Genomic DNA, 17,086 nt, shown 5'->3' with positions numbered 1-17,086 from the left:
GTCCGTGATCATGACAGAGACCAGGGAGGCGGCGGACCGCCCCGCGGCGCCCGAGGTCCCCGGGACGGACCTCCATCTGGAACTGTCCGGGGAGGGCAGTCTGCGCGTCCGGCTCATGCACGCGCTGCGCGAGGCCGTCCGCTCCGGGCGGCTCGCCCCCGGCACCCGCCTGCCCCCGTACCGCACGCTCGCCCGCGACCTGGGCATCGCCCGCAACACGGTCGCCACCGCCTACGCCGAACTCGTCGAGGAGGGCTGGCTGTCGGCCCGGCAGGGCTCGGGCACCCAGGTGGCGCCGCGCGGCACCCCGCCGCGCACCGCCCCGTCACACCGGCCGCGCCGGGCCGAGCGCCCCCGGGTCCTGCACGACCTGATGCCCAGCTCCCCCGACGCCTCCTCGTTCCCCCGCTCCGCCTGGGCCGCCTCGGCACGCCGCGCCCTGGCGACGGTGCCCAACGACGCGTTCGGGGTGGGCGATCCGCGCGGGCGGCCCGAGCTGCGGGAGGCGCTCGCCGAGTACCTGGGCCGGGCGCGCGGGGTGCGCACCGAACCCGACCGGATCGTGGTCTGCTCCGGTTTCGCGCACGCGCTGTCGCTGCTGAGCGGCGTCCTGCGCGGCCCGCTCGCGGTGGAGTCCTACGGTCTCTCCTTCCACCGGGGCCTCGCCGAGCGGGCCGGCCCGCGCACCGTCCCGCTGACGGTGGACGCGCACGGCGCCCGCGTCGACGAGCTGCCGGCGAGCGGTGCCGCGGCCGTCCTGCTCACCCCCGCGCACCAGTTCCCGACGGGCGGTCCGCTGCATCCCGAGCGCCGGGCGGCGGTCGTCGCCTGGGCGCGCTCGCACGGCGGACTGCTCGTCGAGGACGACTACGACGGGGAGTTCCGCTACGACCGCCAGCCGGTCGGCGCCGTCCAGGGCCTCGATCCGGACCGGGTCGCCTACCTCGGCTCGACCAGCAAGAGCCTGTCGCCCGCGCTGCGGCTCGGCTGGATGGTGCTGCCGGGCCCACTGACCGAGGAGGTGCTGGCGGCGAAGGGGCCGCGCGAGATGTGGTCGGGGGTCGTCGACCAGCTGACCCTCGCCGACTTCCTGGCGTGCGGCGCCTACGACCGGCATCTGCGGCGGATGCGGCAGCACTACCGGCGCCGCCGCGACCTCGTCGTGCGGACGCTCGCCGAGCGCGCCCCGCACATCCGGGTGAGCGGCATCGCCGCCGGACTGCACGCCGTCCTCGAACTCCCGCCGGGCACGGAGGAGTCGGCGCTGCGCGCGGCCCGGCGGGCGGGCCTGGCCCTGGACGGGCTGCACGCCTACCGCCACCCGGACAGCGCGATGGCGCCGCGCGACGGATTGGTCATCAGCTACGGCACTCCCCCGGACCACGGCTTCGCGGCCGCCCTGGACACGCTCTGCGACGTCCTGCCCAAGGCGCCCTGAGCTCCTGTCAGCCGGCCACTGATCCGTTCCCGTGTCCTCACGGAGTGGCAGCCGCCGCGGCGGCGCGGAGCGGCCGATTCTCGACCGTATGACTGTCCTCTCCACCGTTCTCGCCGCGCGCGGGGCGGCCTGGCGCTCCCGGGTGAGCGCGACGGGTCTGTCCTGCGCGGTGCTCGCCGGCGCGCTCCCGGTCCTCGCTCTCGGTCCGGCCGCCGCGGCGGCCCCCCTGCCCGGCGGCCGCGACAGCGGCGTCGCCGTCTTCGCCGGTGGCGACTTCCTGGTCCGGGGCGGCGCTGCCGGGGCCGAGGGGCCCGCCGTCGTCCTCGGCGACTTCGACATGAACCGGTCCGCCGCGGGCCGTTCCTACGTCCTCGGGGCGCCGGGCACCGGCCCCGGCCTCCTGACGGCCGGCGGCGACGTGACCGTGGCCGGCGGGCAGCGGCTGCTGGCCGGGACGGGCGCCGTGCGGCACGCCGGGGCCGTCACCGGCCAGGTCGAGGCCCGAAGTGTCGTACGGGACGCCGCCGCCGTCGCTCCGTACGCGCGGCTGCGCGACGAGTTCACCGCGGCGAGCCGCTGCTACGCCCGCCCCGGCGGCACCCCGCGCGAGGCGACCGGCAAGGCCGCGCGGGGCCCCGGCGGGCGGATCGCCCTCACCGGCGACGGCAGCTCCCGCCTCCAGGTGTTCGACGTCGACTTCGACCTGGCCCGGGAGGAGGACGGCCCGGCGGATCTGTCCTTCACCGGGATCCCCGACGGCGCGACGATCCTCGTCAACGTCCGCGGCGCGCACCGCACGCTCCACATGGACGGCGCCGCCGCCGGACTCGACGCCCACCGCGACCGACTCCTGTGGAACTTCCCGGACGCCGCCGACGTGACGCTGACGGGCAGCGGCCGGATCGAGGGCAGCGTGCTGATCGGCGAGCAGAACTCCATGGCCAGGGTGTCGGCCGCCGATGTCGACGGTCGTTTCCTCACGGCCGGTTCGCTCACGCACACCGGAGACGAGAGCGGCGACGGCGGGCCTCGGTTCCACAGCCGGCCGTTCCTCGGCGAGCTGCCGGACTGCTCCGGCACGTCCCATCGGGTGGGCCGGGTGAGCGTGCTCAAGAAGGACGCCGCGACCGGATTCGCGCTCCCCGGAGCCGAGTTCGAACTGTGGCGGGAGACGAACGGGGTGTCCGGCCTCCAGACGTCGGGCGCCGGGCCCGACACGAAGGTCGGCGGCACCTGCACGACCGACGGCACCGGGATCTGCTCCAGCGCCGTGGGCCTCGGCACGTACTACTGGCGGGAGACGGCGGCCCCCGCCGGGTACGCGCCGGCCGGCACGGCCGTGTCCGGCCCGCTGACGCTCACGGCGGACAACGCGCCGGACGGTGTCCGTGCCGTCACGACGAGCCGGCTCGTCACCCAGACCCCCTAGGTCGTGTCCTCCCTAGACCTGCTCCTCACGCTCGTGCACGGGGCACCCCTTGGGGAAGGTGCCGAGCTCCGCGACCCGGTAACCGTTCGGGTAGCCGCGGACGTTGGAGCTCTGGCGGGCGAACTGCGGGGTGCGGCGCGGCGGCAGCAGCCGCACGATCCGGCCCCGCAGCCGCATCCCGCCGCGCACGGTGCGCTCCAGCGCGGGCGGCGGGTCGGCGTAGCCGAACGCGGCGCGCAGCGGGGCGTCCATCAGGCACAGCGAGGCCTTGCGCATCAGCGGGGCCAGCGGGCCCGGGTACCAGGAGGCCATCAGGTCCAGGGTCGCCTCGGAGATGGCGTGCCCGCCGTCGTCGAACGTGAAGTGCCGGCGCTCGTAGTCCTCCATGAGCTCCTCGAACTCCTCGAAGGTCTCCGGGATGTCGCGGATGCTCATGCGGGCGCCGAGAGCCCGGTAGTAGTTGGTCGCCGCGCGGACCTCGTGGCGCGAGTAGGGCCGCCAGCCGTAGTCGTCCATCCAGCGCTTCGGCACGACGACGAACGTGGCGAGCACGTACCGGAAGTCGTCGTTCGAGATGTCGTAGGCGCGGTGCATCTGGTTCATGCGGCGGATCGCCTCGCGGCCCTGCGGCGAGTCGAGGCCGTGCTCGCCCGGCGCGTCCAGGATCAGCACGGTGTCGTCGTAGCGCTTCTGCGGGCGGGCCGTGAACTCGCCGGTGTCGCGCAGGAGTCGGCCGATGCTCGGCACCGCGTACGTGCGGTAGAGGGCGAAGCCGAGGGCCTGCATCGTGTCCCAGGGGAACTCGTGCGCGGTGCTGATGCGGTAGATCTCCTCGAAGTCCTTCTCCGGGTCGAGGCGGCGGATCTGCTGGAGCCAGTGGTCGCGGGGCACGGGGGTCCTCTCCTGGGGCCGGTACGGGCGACGGCGCCCCCATGATCCCGGCCCCGGGGCGGGCGGGTCCACCGGTGCGCGTGTCGGCCGCGCGGGGCCGTCGGTTTCCGGCCGCGCGCGCCGTGACAGGATCGTGCGCATGATCTCGGTGGTGCAGAACGTGGCGATCGACTGTGCGGACGCGTACGAACTGGCGCGGTTCTGGAGCGAGGTGACCGGCGGCGCCCTGGACCCGGAGGACGGACCCGGTTCCCACGAGACGCGGGTCGAGCTGCCGGAGGGTCCGGCCCTGTACTTCAACCAGGTGCCGGAGCCCAAGACCGTCAAGAACCGGGTCCATCTGTGCCTGCGCCCCGACACCACGCGCGACCGCGAGGTGGACCGCCTCCTCGGCCTCGGCGCCACGCTCCTCGCGGACCGCCGCGACCCCGACGGCTCGGGGTGGGCGGTCCTCGCCGATCCCGAGGGCAACGAGTTCTGTGTGCTGCGCAGCGCGGCCGAGCGGGGCTAACCGAGGCCGAGTTCGCGCGCGCCGAGCGGGGCGAAGTGACGCTCCACCTCGGCGGGGGTGACCTCGGCGAGGTGGGCCGGGGACCAGCGCGGGTTCCGGTCCTTGTCGATGATGCGGGCCCGCACGCCCTCGGGCAGGTCGGGCGTGGCGAGGGCCGCGCAGGCCACCCGGTACTCCTGGTCCAGGGCCTGCTCCAGCGTGGTGAAGGCGCGGGCGCGGCGCAGGGCCGCGAGGGTCACCTTGAGGGACGTGGGCGACTGGGCGAGCAGCGTCTCGGCGGCCTCCTTGGGCACCGGGTCGCCGTACCCGTGCAGCCGGTCGACGATCTCCTCGACGGTGTCGGCGGCGTAGCAGGCGTCGATCCAGGGCCGCTGCCCGGCGAGGACGCCCTCGGGCGCGGGGCGCGCGTGGCGGGCCACGACCTCGGCGGCGGGCGCCGTCGCGAGTTCGCCGAGGAGACCGGGCAGGGCGGCGGCCGGTACGAAGTGGTCGGCGAGACCGCAGAGCAGCGCGTCGGCGGCGCCGACGGAGCCGCCGGTCAGCGCCAGGTGGGTGCCGAGTTCGCCGGGGGCGTGCGCGAGGAGATGGGTCCCGCCGACGTCGGGGACGAACCCGATGCCGACCTCCGGCATGGCGACCCGCGACCGCTCGGTGACGATCCGGACGCTGCCGTGGGCGGAGAGTCCGACGCCGCCGCCCATGACGATCCCGTCCATCACGGCGACGTACGGCTTCGGGTAGTGCGCGATCCTGGCGTTGAGGTGGTACTCGGCGCGCCAGAACGCCTCGGAGCGGGTGCCGTCGCCGCTGCGCGCGTCGTCGTGGAAGAGGCGGATGTCGGCGCCCGCGCACAGGCCCCGCTCGCCCGCGCCGGTGATCACGACGGTCTCGACGGCGGGGTCGTGCTCCCAGGCGTCGAGCGCGGCGGCGACGGTGTCGATCATCGGGGGCGTGAGGGAGTTCAGCGCGCGCGGCCGGTTGAGCGTGATGTGGGCGGCCCGCCCCTGGTTGCTGAGGAGTACGGGGGCGTCGGCTTCGGCGGTCAAGGCGGTCGTTCCTTCCGGTCACGCGTGGTGCTGAACACCGCTATCCCTATCACCCGCCCCCGGGGCCGGTTCCCAAAGGGCCCCCGACGCGCCCTCCTTGACCGCGGCTCCCGGCGCCGCTCCCCGTCGCCTAGCCTGTCCGGAGCGGAACATCCGCGGACGACCGGCCGAGACGACGAACGGGGAGGCGACGGTGCACGACGACGCCCGCCCCCTCCCCGTCCCCGTGCCGCACGCCGGGCGTCCGGCGGCCCTGCCTGATGCGCACTCGGGCCGGCCGGTGAGCGGCCCGCACATGTCAGGCACCGGCCGCACGGCGAACGCACCCGTCCCCCGCTTGGGCCCGGTCCGGCGATCGCGTGCGGGCGGGGCGGTGCCCGGGGCTCGTGCGGCCCATGGCTGCCCCTCGCGGGCCCGTGTCGTCCTCGCGCTCGCCTCCGCCACGCTGCTGTCGCTCTTCGCGCTGCTCGTGCCGGGTACCGCGGTACCGGCCGCCGACACGAGCCCGGGGCCGTCGGCGGCGAGCGCCGCCGCGTTCACCTGGGAGGGGCACGGGCCGGACGGGTCCGGGTTCCATGCCGTGCTGTCGGGGCACGTCGCGCGGGGGATGCCGCCCGAGGTGCCCTGGCACCACAAGCCGGGGCTGCTCACGGCCGCGGCCGGCGCACCCCCGGCGCACCGGCTGCCGGGGCGCCCCGAGGCCGGGATCGCACGGGTCCCGCACGCGGCGCGGCACACGCACGACACGGCCGGGCCCCGCGCCCCGCCCGCTCCTCCACGCAGTGACGTCACCCCAGGCCGCGCCTGACCTCACGGTCCGCCGCGCCTCACTTCTTCCTGCCGTGGAGCAGTCATGTCCCGTAAGCATTCCCGCATGCCCTTGTGGCGTGCGCTGATCGCCCTCGCGGTGATCGCGGCGTCCCTCGCCATCGCCCTCACCCAGTCCGCCCGCCTCGGCCTCGACCTGCGCGGCGGCACCCAGATCGTCCTGGAGACGAAGGACGCGCCCGACACGAAACTCAAGGCCGACGCGGAGGCCACCGACCGCGCGCTCGAGGTGCTGCGGCGCCGGGTCGACGCGCTCGGTGTCGCCGAGCCGACCCTGTCCCGGTCCGGGGAGCGTCGGATCATCGTCGAACTGCCCGGGGTCCAGGACCCCCGCGAGGCCGCCGAGGTGATCGGCCGCACCGCCCAGCTCACCGTCCACGCCGTGACCGGCACCGCCGAGAAGGCCGCGAAGGACGACAAGCGCACTCTGCGCGACCCCGACGGCGGTGGCTACCTCCGCCTCGGCGAGCCGGCCCTGAGCGGCGACGGCGTGCGCGACGCCCAGGCCGTCCTCGACCAGCAGACCATGTCGGGCTGGACCGTCGCCCTGGACTTCCGCAAGGACGCGACGGCCGCGTGGGCGCGGCTGACCGGCGAGGCCGCCTGTGCCCCGCAGGGCTCTCCGGAGCGGCGCGTGGCCATCGTCCTCGACGGCCGGATCGTGTCCGCGCCGGGCATGAACCCGTCCGTCCCGTGCCGCACGGGCATCACGGGCGGCGACACCCAGATCACCGGCGGCTTCACGCAGCAGCAGGCCCAGGATCTGGCCGCGCTGGTGAAGGGCGGTGCGCTCCCGGTCCCCGTCGACGTGGTCGAGCAGCGGACCGTCGGCCCGACGCTCGGCGCCGACGCCATCGAGGCCTCGACACGCGCGGCCCTGATCGGCCTCGCCCTCACGGCACTTTTCATCGTGGTCGTCTACCGCCTCCTGGGCGCCCTCGCCACCGTCGCCCTCGCCCTGTACGGGCTGATCTCCTACGCGGCCCTGGTCGCTCTGGGCGCCACGCTGACGCTGCCGGGGCTCGCCGGGTTCGTGCTCGCGATCGGGATGGCGGTCGACGCCAACGTCCTCGTCTTCGAGCGGGCCCGGGAGGAGTATCTGGGCTCGCGCACGAAGTCGTCGGCGGTGCTGGACAAGTCGGTGACGCGCGGCTTCGGCAAGGCGTGGAGCGCGGTCGTCGACTCGAACGTCACGACGCTGCTCGCGGCGGGCCTGCTGTTCTTCCTCGCGACGGGCCCGGTGAAGGGCTTCGGCGTGACCCTGTCGATCGGTGTCGTCGCGTCGATGGTGTCGGCGCTCGTCGTCACGCGGGTGCTCGCCGACTTCGCGCTGCGCCGCGCAGCCGTCCGCCGGCGCCCCTCGCTGACGGGTGTGACGACGACCGGCCGGGTCCGCGCCTGGCTGGCCCGCCGCGACCCGCGACTGGTCCGCCGGCGGCGCCGCTGGCTGGGCGTCAGCTCACTGCTCGTGGTGGTCGCGGTCGCGGGGATCCTCGTACGGGGGCTGGACTTCGGCGTCGAGTTCACCGGCGGCCGGATGGTCGAGTACAGCACCGCGCGCACGGTCGACGTGGACACGGCGCGCACGGCGGTGGCGGACGCCGGGTTCCCGCGTGCCGTGGTGCAGGAGTCAGGCGACGGCGGCATCACCGTACGTACCGGGGAACTGTCCGACGCCGAACAGCAGGACGTGAAGGAGGCGCTCGCCCGGCACGGGGGCGAGGTCACCGTGGAACGGGACGAGATGATCGGCCCGAGCCTCGGCGACGAGCTGCGCACGAAGGCGCTGATCGCGCTGGGGATCGCGGTGCTCGCGCAACTGGCGTATCTGAGCGTCCGGTTCCGGTGGACGTTCGCGGCGGCCGCCGTCGCGGCGATGACGCACGACGTGCTGATCGTGGTCGGCCTCTTCGCGTGGCTGGGCAAGCCGGTCGACAGCGTCTTCCTGGCGGCGCTGCTCACGGTCATCGGGTACTCGGTCAACGACACGGTGGTGGTGTTCGACCGGGTGCGGGAGGCGCGGCGGCGTGACCCGCGCACGAGCCTGGAGCGGACCGCCGACAAGGCGGTGGTGCAGACGCTGCCGCGGACCGTGAACACGGGGATGGGAGCGCTGTTCGTCCTGGCAGCGCTGGCGGTGCTCGGGGGTGACTCCCTCGCGGACTTCTCGCTCGCGCTCATCGCGGGGGTCGTGGTCGGGATGGCCTCGACCGTGTTCACCGCGGTGCCCCTTGCGGTGACCCTGGAGTCCCGCGCCCCGGCGCCTGTTCCACGGCGCGCGGCACGGGATGTGCGGGGCACGGGAGCAGTCGTCTAGCTCTCCCCCGGTGGGACTGGTCGCGCAGTGCCCCGCGCCGGGGAAATGCGACGCGAAGCGTCTGCATTTCAGGGGCGCGGGGCACTGCGCGACCGGCCACGACGGCGGGACAGCCGCCCGGACAGGGGCACTCGGCAGACGAGAAGGCACCCCGCCCCGGGCGGAGCTACCCGCTCAGGCCGACCTCCGCGAGGATCGCCGCCTCCTTGTCCGGCGCGATCCCGTGCCGCTCCCACCCGGACTGCTGCCCGGCGACGGAATCCGCCCCGTCCCGGAGCCACGCCCACGTGTCGGCCACGGTCCGGTCGAGCGGCCGGCACGTCAGCCCGGCCGCCAGCGCGGCACTCACGTCGACGACACCGTCCGTCCCGGGCCACAGCGGCAACTCGGTCCGCCCCCGCACCCCGTGGCGCGCGAGCACCTCCTCGGAGGTCCACACGAGGCGCCCCTGATACCCGGTGGCGTCGAGGCAGGCCGTCAGCAGGTCCCGCATCGTGGCGTGGCCGCGCGGCGCGGTCACGTTGAAGACCCCGGCCGGCGCGGACACCGCGAACGCGGCGACGTCGCGCGCGTCGATCGGCTGCACCGGACGGTCCGGTTCGCGGGGTGCGAGGATCTCGCCGCCGCGCGCGCACCGCCGCAGCCACCACGGCAGCCGCCCGATGTACTCGCCGGGGCCGAGAATCGAACCGGGCCGCAGGATGGTGGTGCGGTCCGCGCCGAACGCCTCGGTCACCGCCCGCTCGCAGCCCGCCTTGCGCATCCCGTCCTGCTCCGCGGGGTCGAGCCCTTCGTAGTACTCGGGCCCGGCATCGGCCGGAGTGTCGTACGTCGCGGAGGACTCGGTCAGCGGTCCCGCGCCCCAGTTCCGGTAGACGCTGACGCTGGAGACGTAGACGTACCGGTCGGTGACCTCGGCGAGCGCCCGGGCGCCGGCGAGGACGTGGCGGGGCGCCGTGTCGGAGGCGGACGTGTCGATGACGACGTCCCACGGGCCGTACCGGGCCAGCCGCTCGAAGTCGTCGGCGCTGGCGCGGTCGCCGTGGACCGCGAGGGTTCCGGGCAGATACGGGGTGCTCTGTCCCCGGTTGAAGGTCGTGACCTCGCAGTCGTTGGCGAGGGCGTGGCGGGCAACTGCTCTGCCGAGGAACCAGGTTCCTCCGAGAAGGAGTACGTGCATGTGTCGATCCTGCCGGGCTGTGACGCTCGCCACCATCGCCCGTAGGACGTACGTGCGGGGGTTCGAAGTGATCACCGGAGTGATCAATAGGGTGAACCCATGGAGTGATCAATGGCGGCCCCGGCGGCCCCCGGTGACGTCGGAGCCCGATCACCACGCGCCGGCCCGCCGGGTTCTGTGGTGCCGCTCAGCTCACTTGCGCCAGAACAGGTGGTGCGTGACACCGCTCGGACTGGGCACGACGTCGCAGTGGTAGCGGTCGAGGAGTTCGTCGGGCGACTCCCACAGGCGGGAGCCGGCGCCGAGCTTCAGCGGGGAGACCGTCACGTGCAGGGTGTCGATCAGATCGGCGTCCAGGAACTCGCGGATCGTCTGCGCTCCGCCGCCGAGCCGCACGTCCTTGCCCTGCGCCGCCTCCTTGGCCTGCGCGAGCACCGTGGCCGGGTCCGCGTCGACGAAGTGGAACGTCGTGTCCGACAGCGTGATCGACGGCCGGACGTGGTGGGTCAGGACGAACACGGGGGTGTGGAACGGCGGCTCCTCGCCCCACCAGCCCTCCCAGTCCAGGTTCTCCCACGGTCCCCGCTGCGGCCCGAACTTGTTGCGCCCCATGATCTCGGCGCCGATGTTGTGGTGGAAGTCCCTGGTCAGATAGTCGTCGAGGCCGCGGCTGCCGCCGGGTTCCGTCCGGTTGGGCCAGCTCGCGGTGGCGCCGGCCCAGGCGAACATCTTCCCCGGGTCGGCGTGCCCGAAGGGCCGCTCGAGGGTCTGGTTCTCCCCGGCGCCGTAGCCGTCGCTGGAGACGTTGAAGTTCTGGACCTTCAGGAGCTGCTCGTGTCGCACGGTGTTCCTTCCCTGGCGCGCGTCAGGCGTGGTGGCGTGACATGGGTACCGACCCCGCCCGCCGGCGAAACTCATCGGAGCTCATCGCTGCGCTGCTCCAGGCCGTTGTGCCGGCGGTTCTCCCGGGCGTAGGCGGCGGGTTCCGGTAGGTCCGCGTCGGACGGGTGACGGGCTCGGCGCGCGTTCAGCCGAGGTCGGTGTCGCCGGTGTCCGCGTGGCGGTGGACCTCCTCGCCGCCCACGAAGACGAGCTCGGGGACGGTGCCCGGGATGTCCTCGGGGGCCGCGTCCAGGATGTCGCGCGAGAGGATCACGAAGTCGGCGGCCTTGCCGACGGTGAGCGAACCCCGGTCGTCCTCCAGGAAGTTGGCGTAGGCGGAGCCCATGGTGTAGCCGTGGATCGCCGTGGCGACGTCGACGGTCTCCTCGGGGCGCCAGGCCTCTCCCCCGCCGAGCGGGCGACGGGTGACGGCGGTGTAGATGCCGACCATGGGGTCCATCTCGGCGACGTTCCAGTCGCTGGAGAAGGCGAGCACGGCCCCGGCCTCGTGGAGGCTGCGCATCGGCCACGCCTTGTGCCAGCGGTCGGCGCCCACGTTGTCGGCCCAGTCCTTGCCGGGGCCCGCGACCTCGGGGGCGCAGTGGCGGGGCTGCATGCAGGCGACGACGCCGAGTTCGGCGAAGCGGGCGGTGTCGGCGGGGTCGAGGCATTCGACGTGGACGACCTGGTGCCGGGAGTCGCGGACGCCGTTGGCCTGCCGGGCGTGTTCGAAGGCGTCGAGGACGACGCGGATACCGCGGTCGCCGGTGGCGTGCACGAAGCACTGGAAGCCGCGCGCGTCGAGCTTCGCGAGGAGCCCGGCGAACTCCTCGGGCGGGTAGAAGGTGTCGCCGCGGTGGTGGCGGCAGCCCGCGTACGGCTCGAGGAGTGCGGCGGTACGGGGCTCGACGACGTCGTCGATGTAGAGCTTGAGGGGGCCGACGCGCAGCCGGTCGTCGGCGTACCGGCGGGCCGCGTCGGCGAACCCCTCCAGATCGGCGTCGGTGGTGCCGCGCGGGTGGAACAGGGCGGCGACCAGCCGGGAGCGGAGCCGGCCCTCGGCGCGGGCGCGCTCGAACAGGGCGAGGTCGTCGAGGGAGTTCTGCGGTTCGACGACGGTCGTGATGCCGTGGCCGATCGCGTCGTCGAGGGACCTGGCGAGGCGGCCGTACTGGCGCTCGGCGGAGGCCCACGGGACGCCGAGCTCGCGCAGCGCGCGGTGGCCCTCGCGGGAGAGTCCCTGGATGGCGAAGTTCTTGACGAACCCGGTGGGTTCGCCGCTCTCCGGGTCGGTCTGCGCCTCGCCGAACGGGAGGTGCGTGCGATCGCGGGTGATGCCGAGACGGCGCAGGGCGGCGGTGTTGAGCCAGGCCGTGTGCACGTCGTAGCTGAGGACGAAGGCGGGGGTGCCGCCGGTGACGGGGTCGAGGTCGGCGGCGGTGGGCATGCGGCCGCCGCCGAGCGCCGAGTAGTCGAAGGCCTCGGCCTCGATCCACTCGGCGTCCGGGTGGGCGGTGTGCCAGGCGCGGATGCGCGCGTGGACCTCGGTGAGGGTGTCGGCGCCGGCGAGCTGGACGCAGGCGGCGTCGGAGCCGAGGCGGACGTGGTTGTGGGCGTCGATGAACCCGGGCAGCACGAGCCGCCCCCCGGCGTCGATCACCCGCGTGTTCGGCCCCGCCCAGGCGGCGGCGTCGCGGTCGTCGCCGAGCCACACGATCCGCCCGTCCCGCACGGCCATGGCCTGCGCCTCGGGCAGCTCCGCGTCGACGGTGTGGATGCGCGCGCCGCGCAACAGCAGGTCCGCCTGGCCGTTGATGCCGGTCCGGGTCATGGGGCGACTCCTTTTAGAATGCCGTTCAATTTTTTGAACGGCATTCAAGATGCGGGGCGAGGAGGCGCCGCGTCAAGACCTCCGACGCCGAAGGCCGCCGAGGACGACCTCGCCCGGGTGCCGGCCCGTCTCGGTCTCGGCTCCGTCCCGGGTCCGACAGCGACACTGATCCATCTCACCGAGGTCCGCGTCCACGGCGTCGACCGCGGAAGGCATCCATGCCCGTCCGCCGCATCCGTGCCAGCAGGCCCTCGCACAGGTGGCCCGGCATGTTCGGCCCCGCGGTCCCCGCCCCGACGGACTCCCCCGCGCACGTCCGTCTCTTGTCGTTCCTCGGCCGGCAGGTCTGCGTCGGCAGGTCCGAGTCGGCAGGTCTGAGCCCGCACGGCCAAGCCGCACAGCTCAGCCGCTCCTTCGAGCCGCACGCCCGGCCCGCCGACGGCGCGCCCAGGCGCCGACCGCGGCGGATAGGGTCGGGGCAGGACGAGCGGAGGGGCGTGTGGTGGCGGTGGCGGTGCGGGAGCGCGGCGGGCGGCCCTCTGCGGAGCGGATCCTGGAGGAGGTCATGGCCGCGGTCGCCGAGCACGGGCTCGCGGAGCTGACCATGGCGTCGCTGGGCCGCCGGCTCGGGATGAGCGGCGGGCACATCCTGTACTACTTCGGCAGCAAGGACCGGATCTTCCTGGAGGCGCTGCGCCACAGCGAGGGCCTCCTCGCGGACGAGCGCCGCGCGCTGCTGGCCCGGCGGACCCCGGCCGAGCGCAAGCTGGAGCAGTTCCTGGAGCTGTACCTGCCGCGCGGTCCGCGTGACCCGCGGTGGATGCTGTGGATCGAGCTGTGGGCCCGCACGCCGGGCGACGCGTCGTTGCGCGAGGCTCAGGACGACCTGGACGCGGGGTGGCACGACGACCTGACGACACTGCTCGCCCGGGGCGTGCGCCAGGGCCGCTTCGCCGAGCACGACCAGGCCGCGGCGGCGGGTCGACTCCTCGCGCTGCTCGACGGGTTGAGCACCCGTGTGGTGCTCGGACTGCGGGGCGCCGACGCCGCGACGGCCCTGTCCGAGGCGAAGGCCGCGGCGCGCTCCCTGATCCCCCGGCCCTGAGCCTCGGCGGACCCGAACTGATGGCCGCCTCGTCACCCACTCAGGAGATCCGCGTGGTGCAGGCACGTTTCGCTTGACGCGGCTCCTTCTACCGTGGACGACGGTCGCCCCTGCCCCCGCCGACCAGCAGCGCCCTCCTGGGTGCTGCTCAGCGACGGCCTCGGGCAGACGGGGCCCCGTCCTCCGAGGGATGCCGATGACCTCCCTGTTCCACCTCTGCACGGCCTGCCCCCACACCCATGTCTCCCGGGACGTCCGCGACGGCCTCACCGTCGTGCGGATCCGCGGCGAGGTGGACATCGCCACCGCTCCCGAGATCCAGGCCCGGCTCGACGAGGCGACCCGGCCCACCGTCCCGCGCGTCCTGATCGACCTGACCGACGTCGACTTCATGGACTGCTCCGGCCTGCGCCTGCTCGTGCGGGCCGAACGCCGCGTCCGCGAGCGCTCCGGCGAACTGCGGCTGCTCTTCCACCAGCCGGCGATCCACAAGCTGCTCCGGGCGGGCGGCCTGGCCGCCCGCTTCCGTACGGCCGCGCCGCCCCTGGAGCGTTCGCCGTGAGGGCGCCGCTGCGGGCATGATGCCGCCATGCACGACCAGATCACCGTCCAGTGGGTGCACACCGTCTGGACGAAGGAATCCCGCGGCGGCGCGGCGGCCGCCCGCAGGAACGCGGCCCCGGTGGGCTTCCCCCTGCCGGCCGGGCCCCGGTCCGGCGTCCACGTGGTCCGGATGCACGAGGACGACGGCTTCACGCCGTACGACACCGTCCAGGAGGCGCGCACCGTCGACCTCCGGATCGACGCCGAGGGCGGGCGGTTGCGCGTCCATCCGAAGCTGCCCGGGATCGGTCTGTACACCCGGCGCCGCCGGCCGCCCGCCGTCCGGCTCGCACCCGGCCAGTGGGTCCGCTGGCACCTCAACCACCGCTTCAGCACCGCCCTCGGCATCCGCGGCTGGACCTACTGGCTCGACACCTTCAACGTCGCGTACGGTCCCGTCACCGAGGACGTCTTCCTCTCCGCGCCCACCGTCCTGGTCGACGAACGGGCCTGGCTGCGCTGACTCCGGGCCGCCTCACGGCGCGTCCCCCTTCCACCGCAGGCGCCCCTGGCCGGCCACCGCGTACAGGGCCCGGCCGCCCGCGCCGTACGCGCCCAGTTCGGTCGGCAGGGCCACCTCTCCGGGCAGCTCCTGGCCCGGTGGCAGCGTCACGTCGAGCAGCAGTCCGTCCAGCGGGCCGCCCACCAGCTCCGCGTAGACCCGGCCCGGCTGGGGGCTCGCGTCCTCGTGGTCGGCCCCGTACACCCGGCCCCGCATGAATTCCTGCTCGTCCATGGGGTCGAGCCTCGCATCCGGCACTGACAACGCGGCCGCCGCGGGTCCGGGCGGAGTACGCCGTCGCGCGGCCGCGGCGCGGTGGGCCGAGGCTGGAGGCGTGGAGTATCCCGTGGCCGTCGCCCTCAGCGAGACCGCCGACGAGCTGCCCGTGGGGCCCGGCTGGTGGTACGAGCCCGCGTTCGAGGGCGAACGGCTCGTGCTGCACCGGACCGCGCGGGCCGTGCGCTGCCAGTCGCGCTCCGGCCGGACCGTGACCACGGCGTGGCCCGACCTCGCGGCGGCCGGGCGGGCCGCCCTGCCGGCGGGCACCGTCCTGGACGGCGAGGCCGTGGTGTGGACAGGCGGCCGGCTCGACCTCGCGGCGGCACGGGCCCGGGCGGCCGCTCCGCCGCGCGGGGCCGGAACGCTCGCCGCCGAACGCCCGGCCTCCTACGCGGTGTCGGACTGCCTCGCCCTGGGCGGCGAGGATCTGCGCGGGCGCCCGTACGCCGAGCGGCGGGCCGTACTGCTCGACCTCCTCCACGACGTGCCGCCGCCCCTGCAGCCCGTCCCGGCGACGGACGATCCCGAGGTTGCGCGGGTGTGGCTGGAGGGCCTCGCCGCGCAGGGCGTCGACGGGGTCGTCGCGAAGCGGGGCGGCGATCCGTACCGGGCGGAGCGGATCTGGGTGACCGTGCGCGGCGGTGCCCGGGGCTCGGTCGAGGTGGAGGTCGTCGGATACGTGGGGCCGCCGTCCCGGCCGCACCGCGCGGCCGTGCGTCTGCCCGACGGATCGCGCGCCCTGTCGCAGGCGCTGACCGCTCCGGCCGCCACGGCACTGGCCCGGCACGTCCAGGACGCGGGCCCCGGCCGGCGGGCCCGGACAGCCGGGGGCGAGCGCTACACGACCACGGCGGGCGGCCTGTTCGCCGAGATCGCGCTCGCCGCCCCGCGCGACGGCGGCTTCACCGTCGTCCGCCTGTGCTGACCCGCACCCGCCCCTGGCTCAGCCCGCGGCGCGCTTCACGAGGTCCGCGATGCGGGCCTCGACCTCCGGCGTGAGCTCCGCCAGGGCGAACGCGGAGGCCCACATGGCGCCCTCGTCGAGCCGGGCCTCGTCGCTGAAACCGAGCGTGGCGTAACGGGACTTGAACTTCTGCGCCGACTGGAAGAAGCAGACGACCTTGCCTGCGCGGGCGTACGCGGGCATCCCGTACCAGGTCTTCGGCGCGAGGTCCGGGGCGTTCTCCTTGACCAGGGCGTGGATCCGCTCGGCGAGCACCCGGTCGGCGTCGTCCATCTCGGCGATCTTCGCCAGGACGTCGGCCTCGGGGTCCGCCTTGGCGCCGCGCTTCCGGCCGGCCCTGACCTCCTGGGCGCGCTCCTTCATCGCGGCACGCTCGTCGTCGGTGAAGCCCTGCTCCGTGTCCGTCGTACCGGTCTTCTTCGTGGTGGCCATGACGTCGTCCCCTTGTGAGCCGTGGTGCGGATGCGGGTGCGGATATGACGGAAGTCGTGCTGGTCAGACGGCGGACCGGGCGCGGACCCAGCGGTCGTGGACTCCTCGGGTCGGCGCTCCGACCAGTCGGTGCAGTTCGGCCGCGGGCACGTCGGTGCGGTGCAGCAGCACCGTCGCGCGCTCCGCGCGCCGGGCGCCCAGATACGCGTACGGGGACGTCCCGTAGGCGAGCCGGAACTGCCGGGTGAGTTCGCGCGGCGGAAGGTCCGCCGCGCGGGCCAGCGCCTCCACGTCGAGCGGTCGTGCGTACTCCCGGTCGATGCGGTCACGGACCCGGCGCATCCGGGCGAAGCGTTCGAGCCGCCACGCCGCGGTGCGGGCGCGGGCCCATCCTGGACGGCACATGCGAAGCCCCCTCCTGTGCCGATGCGTCAGCGCAGCTCTTGGATGCGGACGAGGTTGCCGGCGGGGTCGCGGAACGCGCAGTCGCGGATGCCGTAGGGCTGGTCCACGGGTTCCTGGACGACCTCGGCGTCGGTGGCCTGCACCTTCTCGAAGGTCTCGTCGAGGTTGCGGGTGGCGAGGAGGATCCAACCGTAGGTGCCCTTGGCCATCATCTCCTGGATGGTGCGGCGCTCGTCGTCGGTGATGCCGGGGTCGGCGGCGGGCGGGGCGAGGAGGATGGAGGTGCCGGGCTGGTCGACGGGGCCGACCGTGATCCAGCGCATCTTCCCCTCGCCGACGTCGCTGCGGACCTCGAAGCCGAGGGAGTCCCGGTAGAACGCGACGGAGGCGTCCGGGTCCTCGTGCGGAAGGGCCGTGGTGTGAATGGTGATGTCCATGGCCGT

The 17,086-nt window shown here is 74.5% G+C and carries 18 protein-coding genes; 9 read left to right on the top strand and 9 right to left on the bottom strand.

Features of this window, described 5'->3' with window-relative positions:
• Positions 1 to 10: 10 nt before the first annotated feature.
• Positions 11 to 1,438 (top strand): MocR-like pyridoxine biosynthesis transcription factor PdxR, encoded by a 1,428-nt coding sequence (gene pdxR, locus IAG42_RS33090; RefSeq protein WP_223206263.1) that lies wholly within the window; start codon positions 11 to 13, stop codon positions 1,436 to 1,438.
• 88 nt (positions 1,439 to 1,526) lie between these two features.
• On the top strand, positions 1,527 to 2,867 hold the full coding sequence (locus IAG42_RS33085; RefSeq protein ID WP_188340632.1) for a choice-of-anchor A family protein: 1,341 nt from the start codon (positions 1,527 to 1,529) through the stop codon (positions 2,865 to 2,867).
• Between the two features lie 12 nt (positions 2,868 to 2,879).
• Here IAG42_RS33085 and IAG42_RS33080 read toward each other — a convergent pair whose 3' ends face one another.
• Entirely contained in the window at positions 2,880 to 3,758 is an 879-nt protein-coding gene (locus IAG42_RS33080) for an oxygenase MpaB family protein (protein ID WP_223206262.1), read from the bottom strand.
• Between the two features lie 139 nt (positions 3,759 to 3,897).
• On the opposite strand from IAG42_RS33080, the gene IAG42_RS33075 reads away from it, so the two are divergent.
• Complete coding sequence (locus IAG42_RS33075) at positions 3,898 to 4,269, top strand: VOC family protein (protein WP_188340630.1); 372 nt, start codon at positions 3,898 to 3,900, stop codon at positions 4,267 to 4,269.
• Here IAG42_RS33075 and IAG42_RS33070 read toward each other — a convergent pair.
• Positions 4,266 to 5,315, bottom strand: coding sequence for an enoyl-CoA hydratase/isomerase family protein (locus tag IAG42_RS33070; RefSeq protein WP_188340629.1), 1,050 nt, complete (start codon positions 5,313 to 5,315; stop codon positions 4,266 to 4,268). The two genes, IAG42_RS33075 and IAG42_RS33070, sit on opposite strands and share 4 nt — an antisense overlap.
• Before the next feature lie 373 nt (positions 5,316 to 5,688).
• Here IAG42_RS33070 and IAG42_RS33065 point away from each other — a divergent pair, with 373 nt between their 5' ends.
• Both IAG42_RS33065 and secD read left to right on the top strand, forming a co-directional pair.
• A complete protein-coding gene (locus IAG42_RS33065; RefSeq protein WP_188340628.1) occupies positions 5,689 to 6,123 on the top strand; it encodes a hypothetical protein in 435 nt (144 codons plus the stop codon).
• 66 nt (positions 6,124 to 6,189) lie between these two features.
• Positions 6,190 to 8,460, top strand: a complete 2,271-nt coding sequence (gene secD / locus IAG42_RS33060; protein ID WP_223206261.1) for a protein translocase subunit SecD — start codon at positions 6,190 to 6,192, stop codon at positions 8,458 to 8,460.
• A 166-nt stretch (positions 8,461 to 8,626) separates the two neighbouring features.
• Here the strand turns inward: secD and IAG42_RS33055 are convergent, their stop codons facing one another.
• From IAG42_RS33055 to IAG42_RS33045, 3 genes are all read right to left on the bottom strand, one after another.
• Positions 8,627 to 9,640, bottom strand: a complete 1,014-nt coding sequence (locus IAG42_RS33055) for an NAD-dependent epimerase/dehydratase family protein (RefSeq protein WP_188340626.1) — start codon at positions 9,638 to 9,640, stop codon at positions 8,627 to 8,629.
• Between the two features lie 192 nt (positions 9,641 to 9,832).
• Complete coding sequence (locus IAG42_RS33050) at positions 9,833 to 10,483, bottom strand: dihydrofolate reductase family protein (protein WP_223206260.1); 651 nt, start codon at positions 10,481 to 10,483, stop codon at positions 9,833 to 9,835.
• A gap of 184 nt (positions 10,484 to 10,667) precedes the next feature.
• The gene (locus tag IAG42_RS33045; RefSeq protein ID WP_188340624.1) at positions 10,668 to 12,353 is read right to left on the bottom strand and encodes an amidohydrolase; all 1,686 of its coding nucleotides are present in this window, start codon (positions 12,351 to 12,353) and stop codon (positions 10,668 to 10,670) included.
• Between the two features lie 502 nt (positions 12,354 to 12,855).
• Here IAG42_RS33045 and IAG42_RS33040 point away from each other — a divergent pair.
• The 3 genes from IAG42_RS33040 to IAG42_RS33030 all read left to right on the top strand — a co-directional run bounded on the left by IAG42_RS33040 (position 12,856) and on the right by IAG42_RS33030 (position 14,524).
• Positions 12,856 to 13,458, top strand: coding sequence for a TetR/AcrR family transcriptional regulator (locus IAG42_RS33040; RefSeq protein WP_188341726.1), 603 nt, complete (start codon positions 12,856 to 12,858; stop codon positions 13,456 to 13,458).
• A gap of 196 nt (positions 13,459 to 13,654) precedes the next feature.
• Positions 13,655 to 14,020, top strand: coding sequence for an anti-sigma factor antagonist (locus tag IAG42_RS33035; RefSeq protein ID WP_188340623.1), 366 nt, complete (start codon positions 13,655 to 13,657; stop codon positions 14,018 to 14,020).
• Between the two features lie 27 nt (positions 14,021 to 14,047).
• Positions 14,048 to 14,524 (top strand): hypothetical protein, encoded by a 477-nt coding sequence (locus IAG42_RS33030; RefSeq protein ID WP_188340622.1) that lies wholly within the window; start codon positions 14,048 to 14,050, stop codon positions 14,522 to 14,524.
• A 12-nt stretch (positions 14,525 to 14,536) separates the two neighbouring features.
• Here IAG42_RS33030 and IAG42_RS33025 read toward each other — a convergent pair whose 3' ends face one another.
• Positions 14,537 to 14,797, bottom strand: coding sequence for a hypothetical protein (locus IAG42_RS33025; RefSeq protein WP_188340621.1), 261 nt, complete (start codon positions 14,795 to 14,797; stop codon positions 14,537 to 14,539).
• 100 nt (positions 14,798 to 14,897) lie between these two features.
• On the opposite strand from IAG42_RS33025, the gene IAG42_RS33020 reads away from it, so the two are divergent.
• On the top strand, positions 14,898 to 15,767 hold the full coding sequence (locus IAG42_RS33020) for an ATP-dependent DNA ligase (protein ID WP_188340620.1): 870 nt from the start codon (positions 14,898 to 14,900) through the stop codon (positions 15,765 to 15,767).
• 18 nt (positions 15,768 to 15,785) lie between these two features.
• On the opposite strand, the gene IAG42_RS33015 is transcribed toward IAG42_RS33020, so the two are convergent.
• The 3 genes from IAG42_RS33015 to IAG42_RS33005 all read right to left on the bottom strand — a co-directional run bounded on the left by IAG42_RS33015 (position 15,786) and on the right by IAG42_RS33005 (position 17,080).
• Entirely contained in the window at positions 15,786 to 16,238 is a 453-nt protein-coding gene (locus IAG42_RS33015) for an iron chaperone (protein WP_188340619.1), read from the bottom strand.
• 63 nt (positions 16,239 to 16,301) lie between these two features.
• Positions 16,302 to 16,643, bottom strand: coding sequence for a helix-turn-helix domain-containing protein (locus IAG42_RS33010; protein WP_188340618.1), 342 nt, complete (start codon positions 16,641 to 16,643; stop codon positions 16,302 to 16,304).
• Positions 16,644 to 16,669: 26 nt separating this feature from the next.
• Positions 16,670 to 17,080 (bottom strand): VOC family protein, encoded by a 411-nt coding sequence (locus IAG42_RS33005; protein WP_188340617.1) that lies wholly within the window; start codon positions 17,078 to 17,080, stop codon positions 16,670 to 16,672.
• Between the last annotated feature and the right edge of the window lie 6 nt (positions 17,081 to 17,086).

Origin of the sequence: Streptomyces xanthii, assembly GCF_014621695.1 — a bacterium.
GTDB lineage: Bacteria > Actinomycetota > Actinomycetes > Streptomycetales > Streptomycetaceae > Streptomyces > Streptomyces xanthii.
Note: the sequence above shows the minus strand (reverse complement) of the source record. Positions and strands in the feature narration are given on the sequence as shown.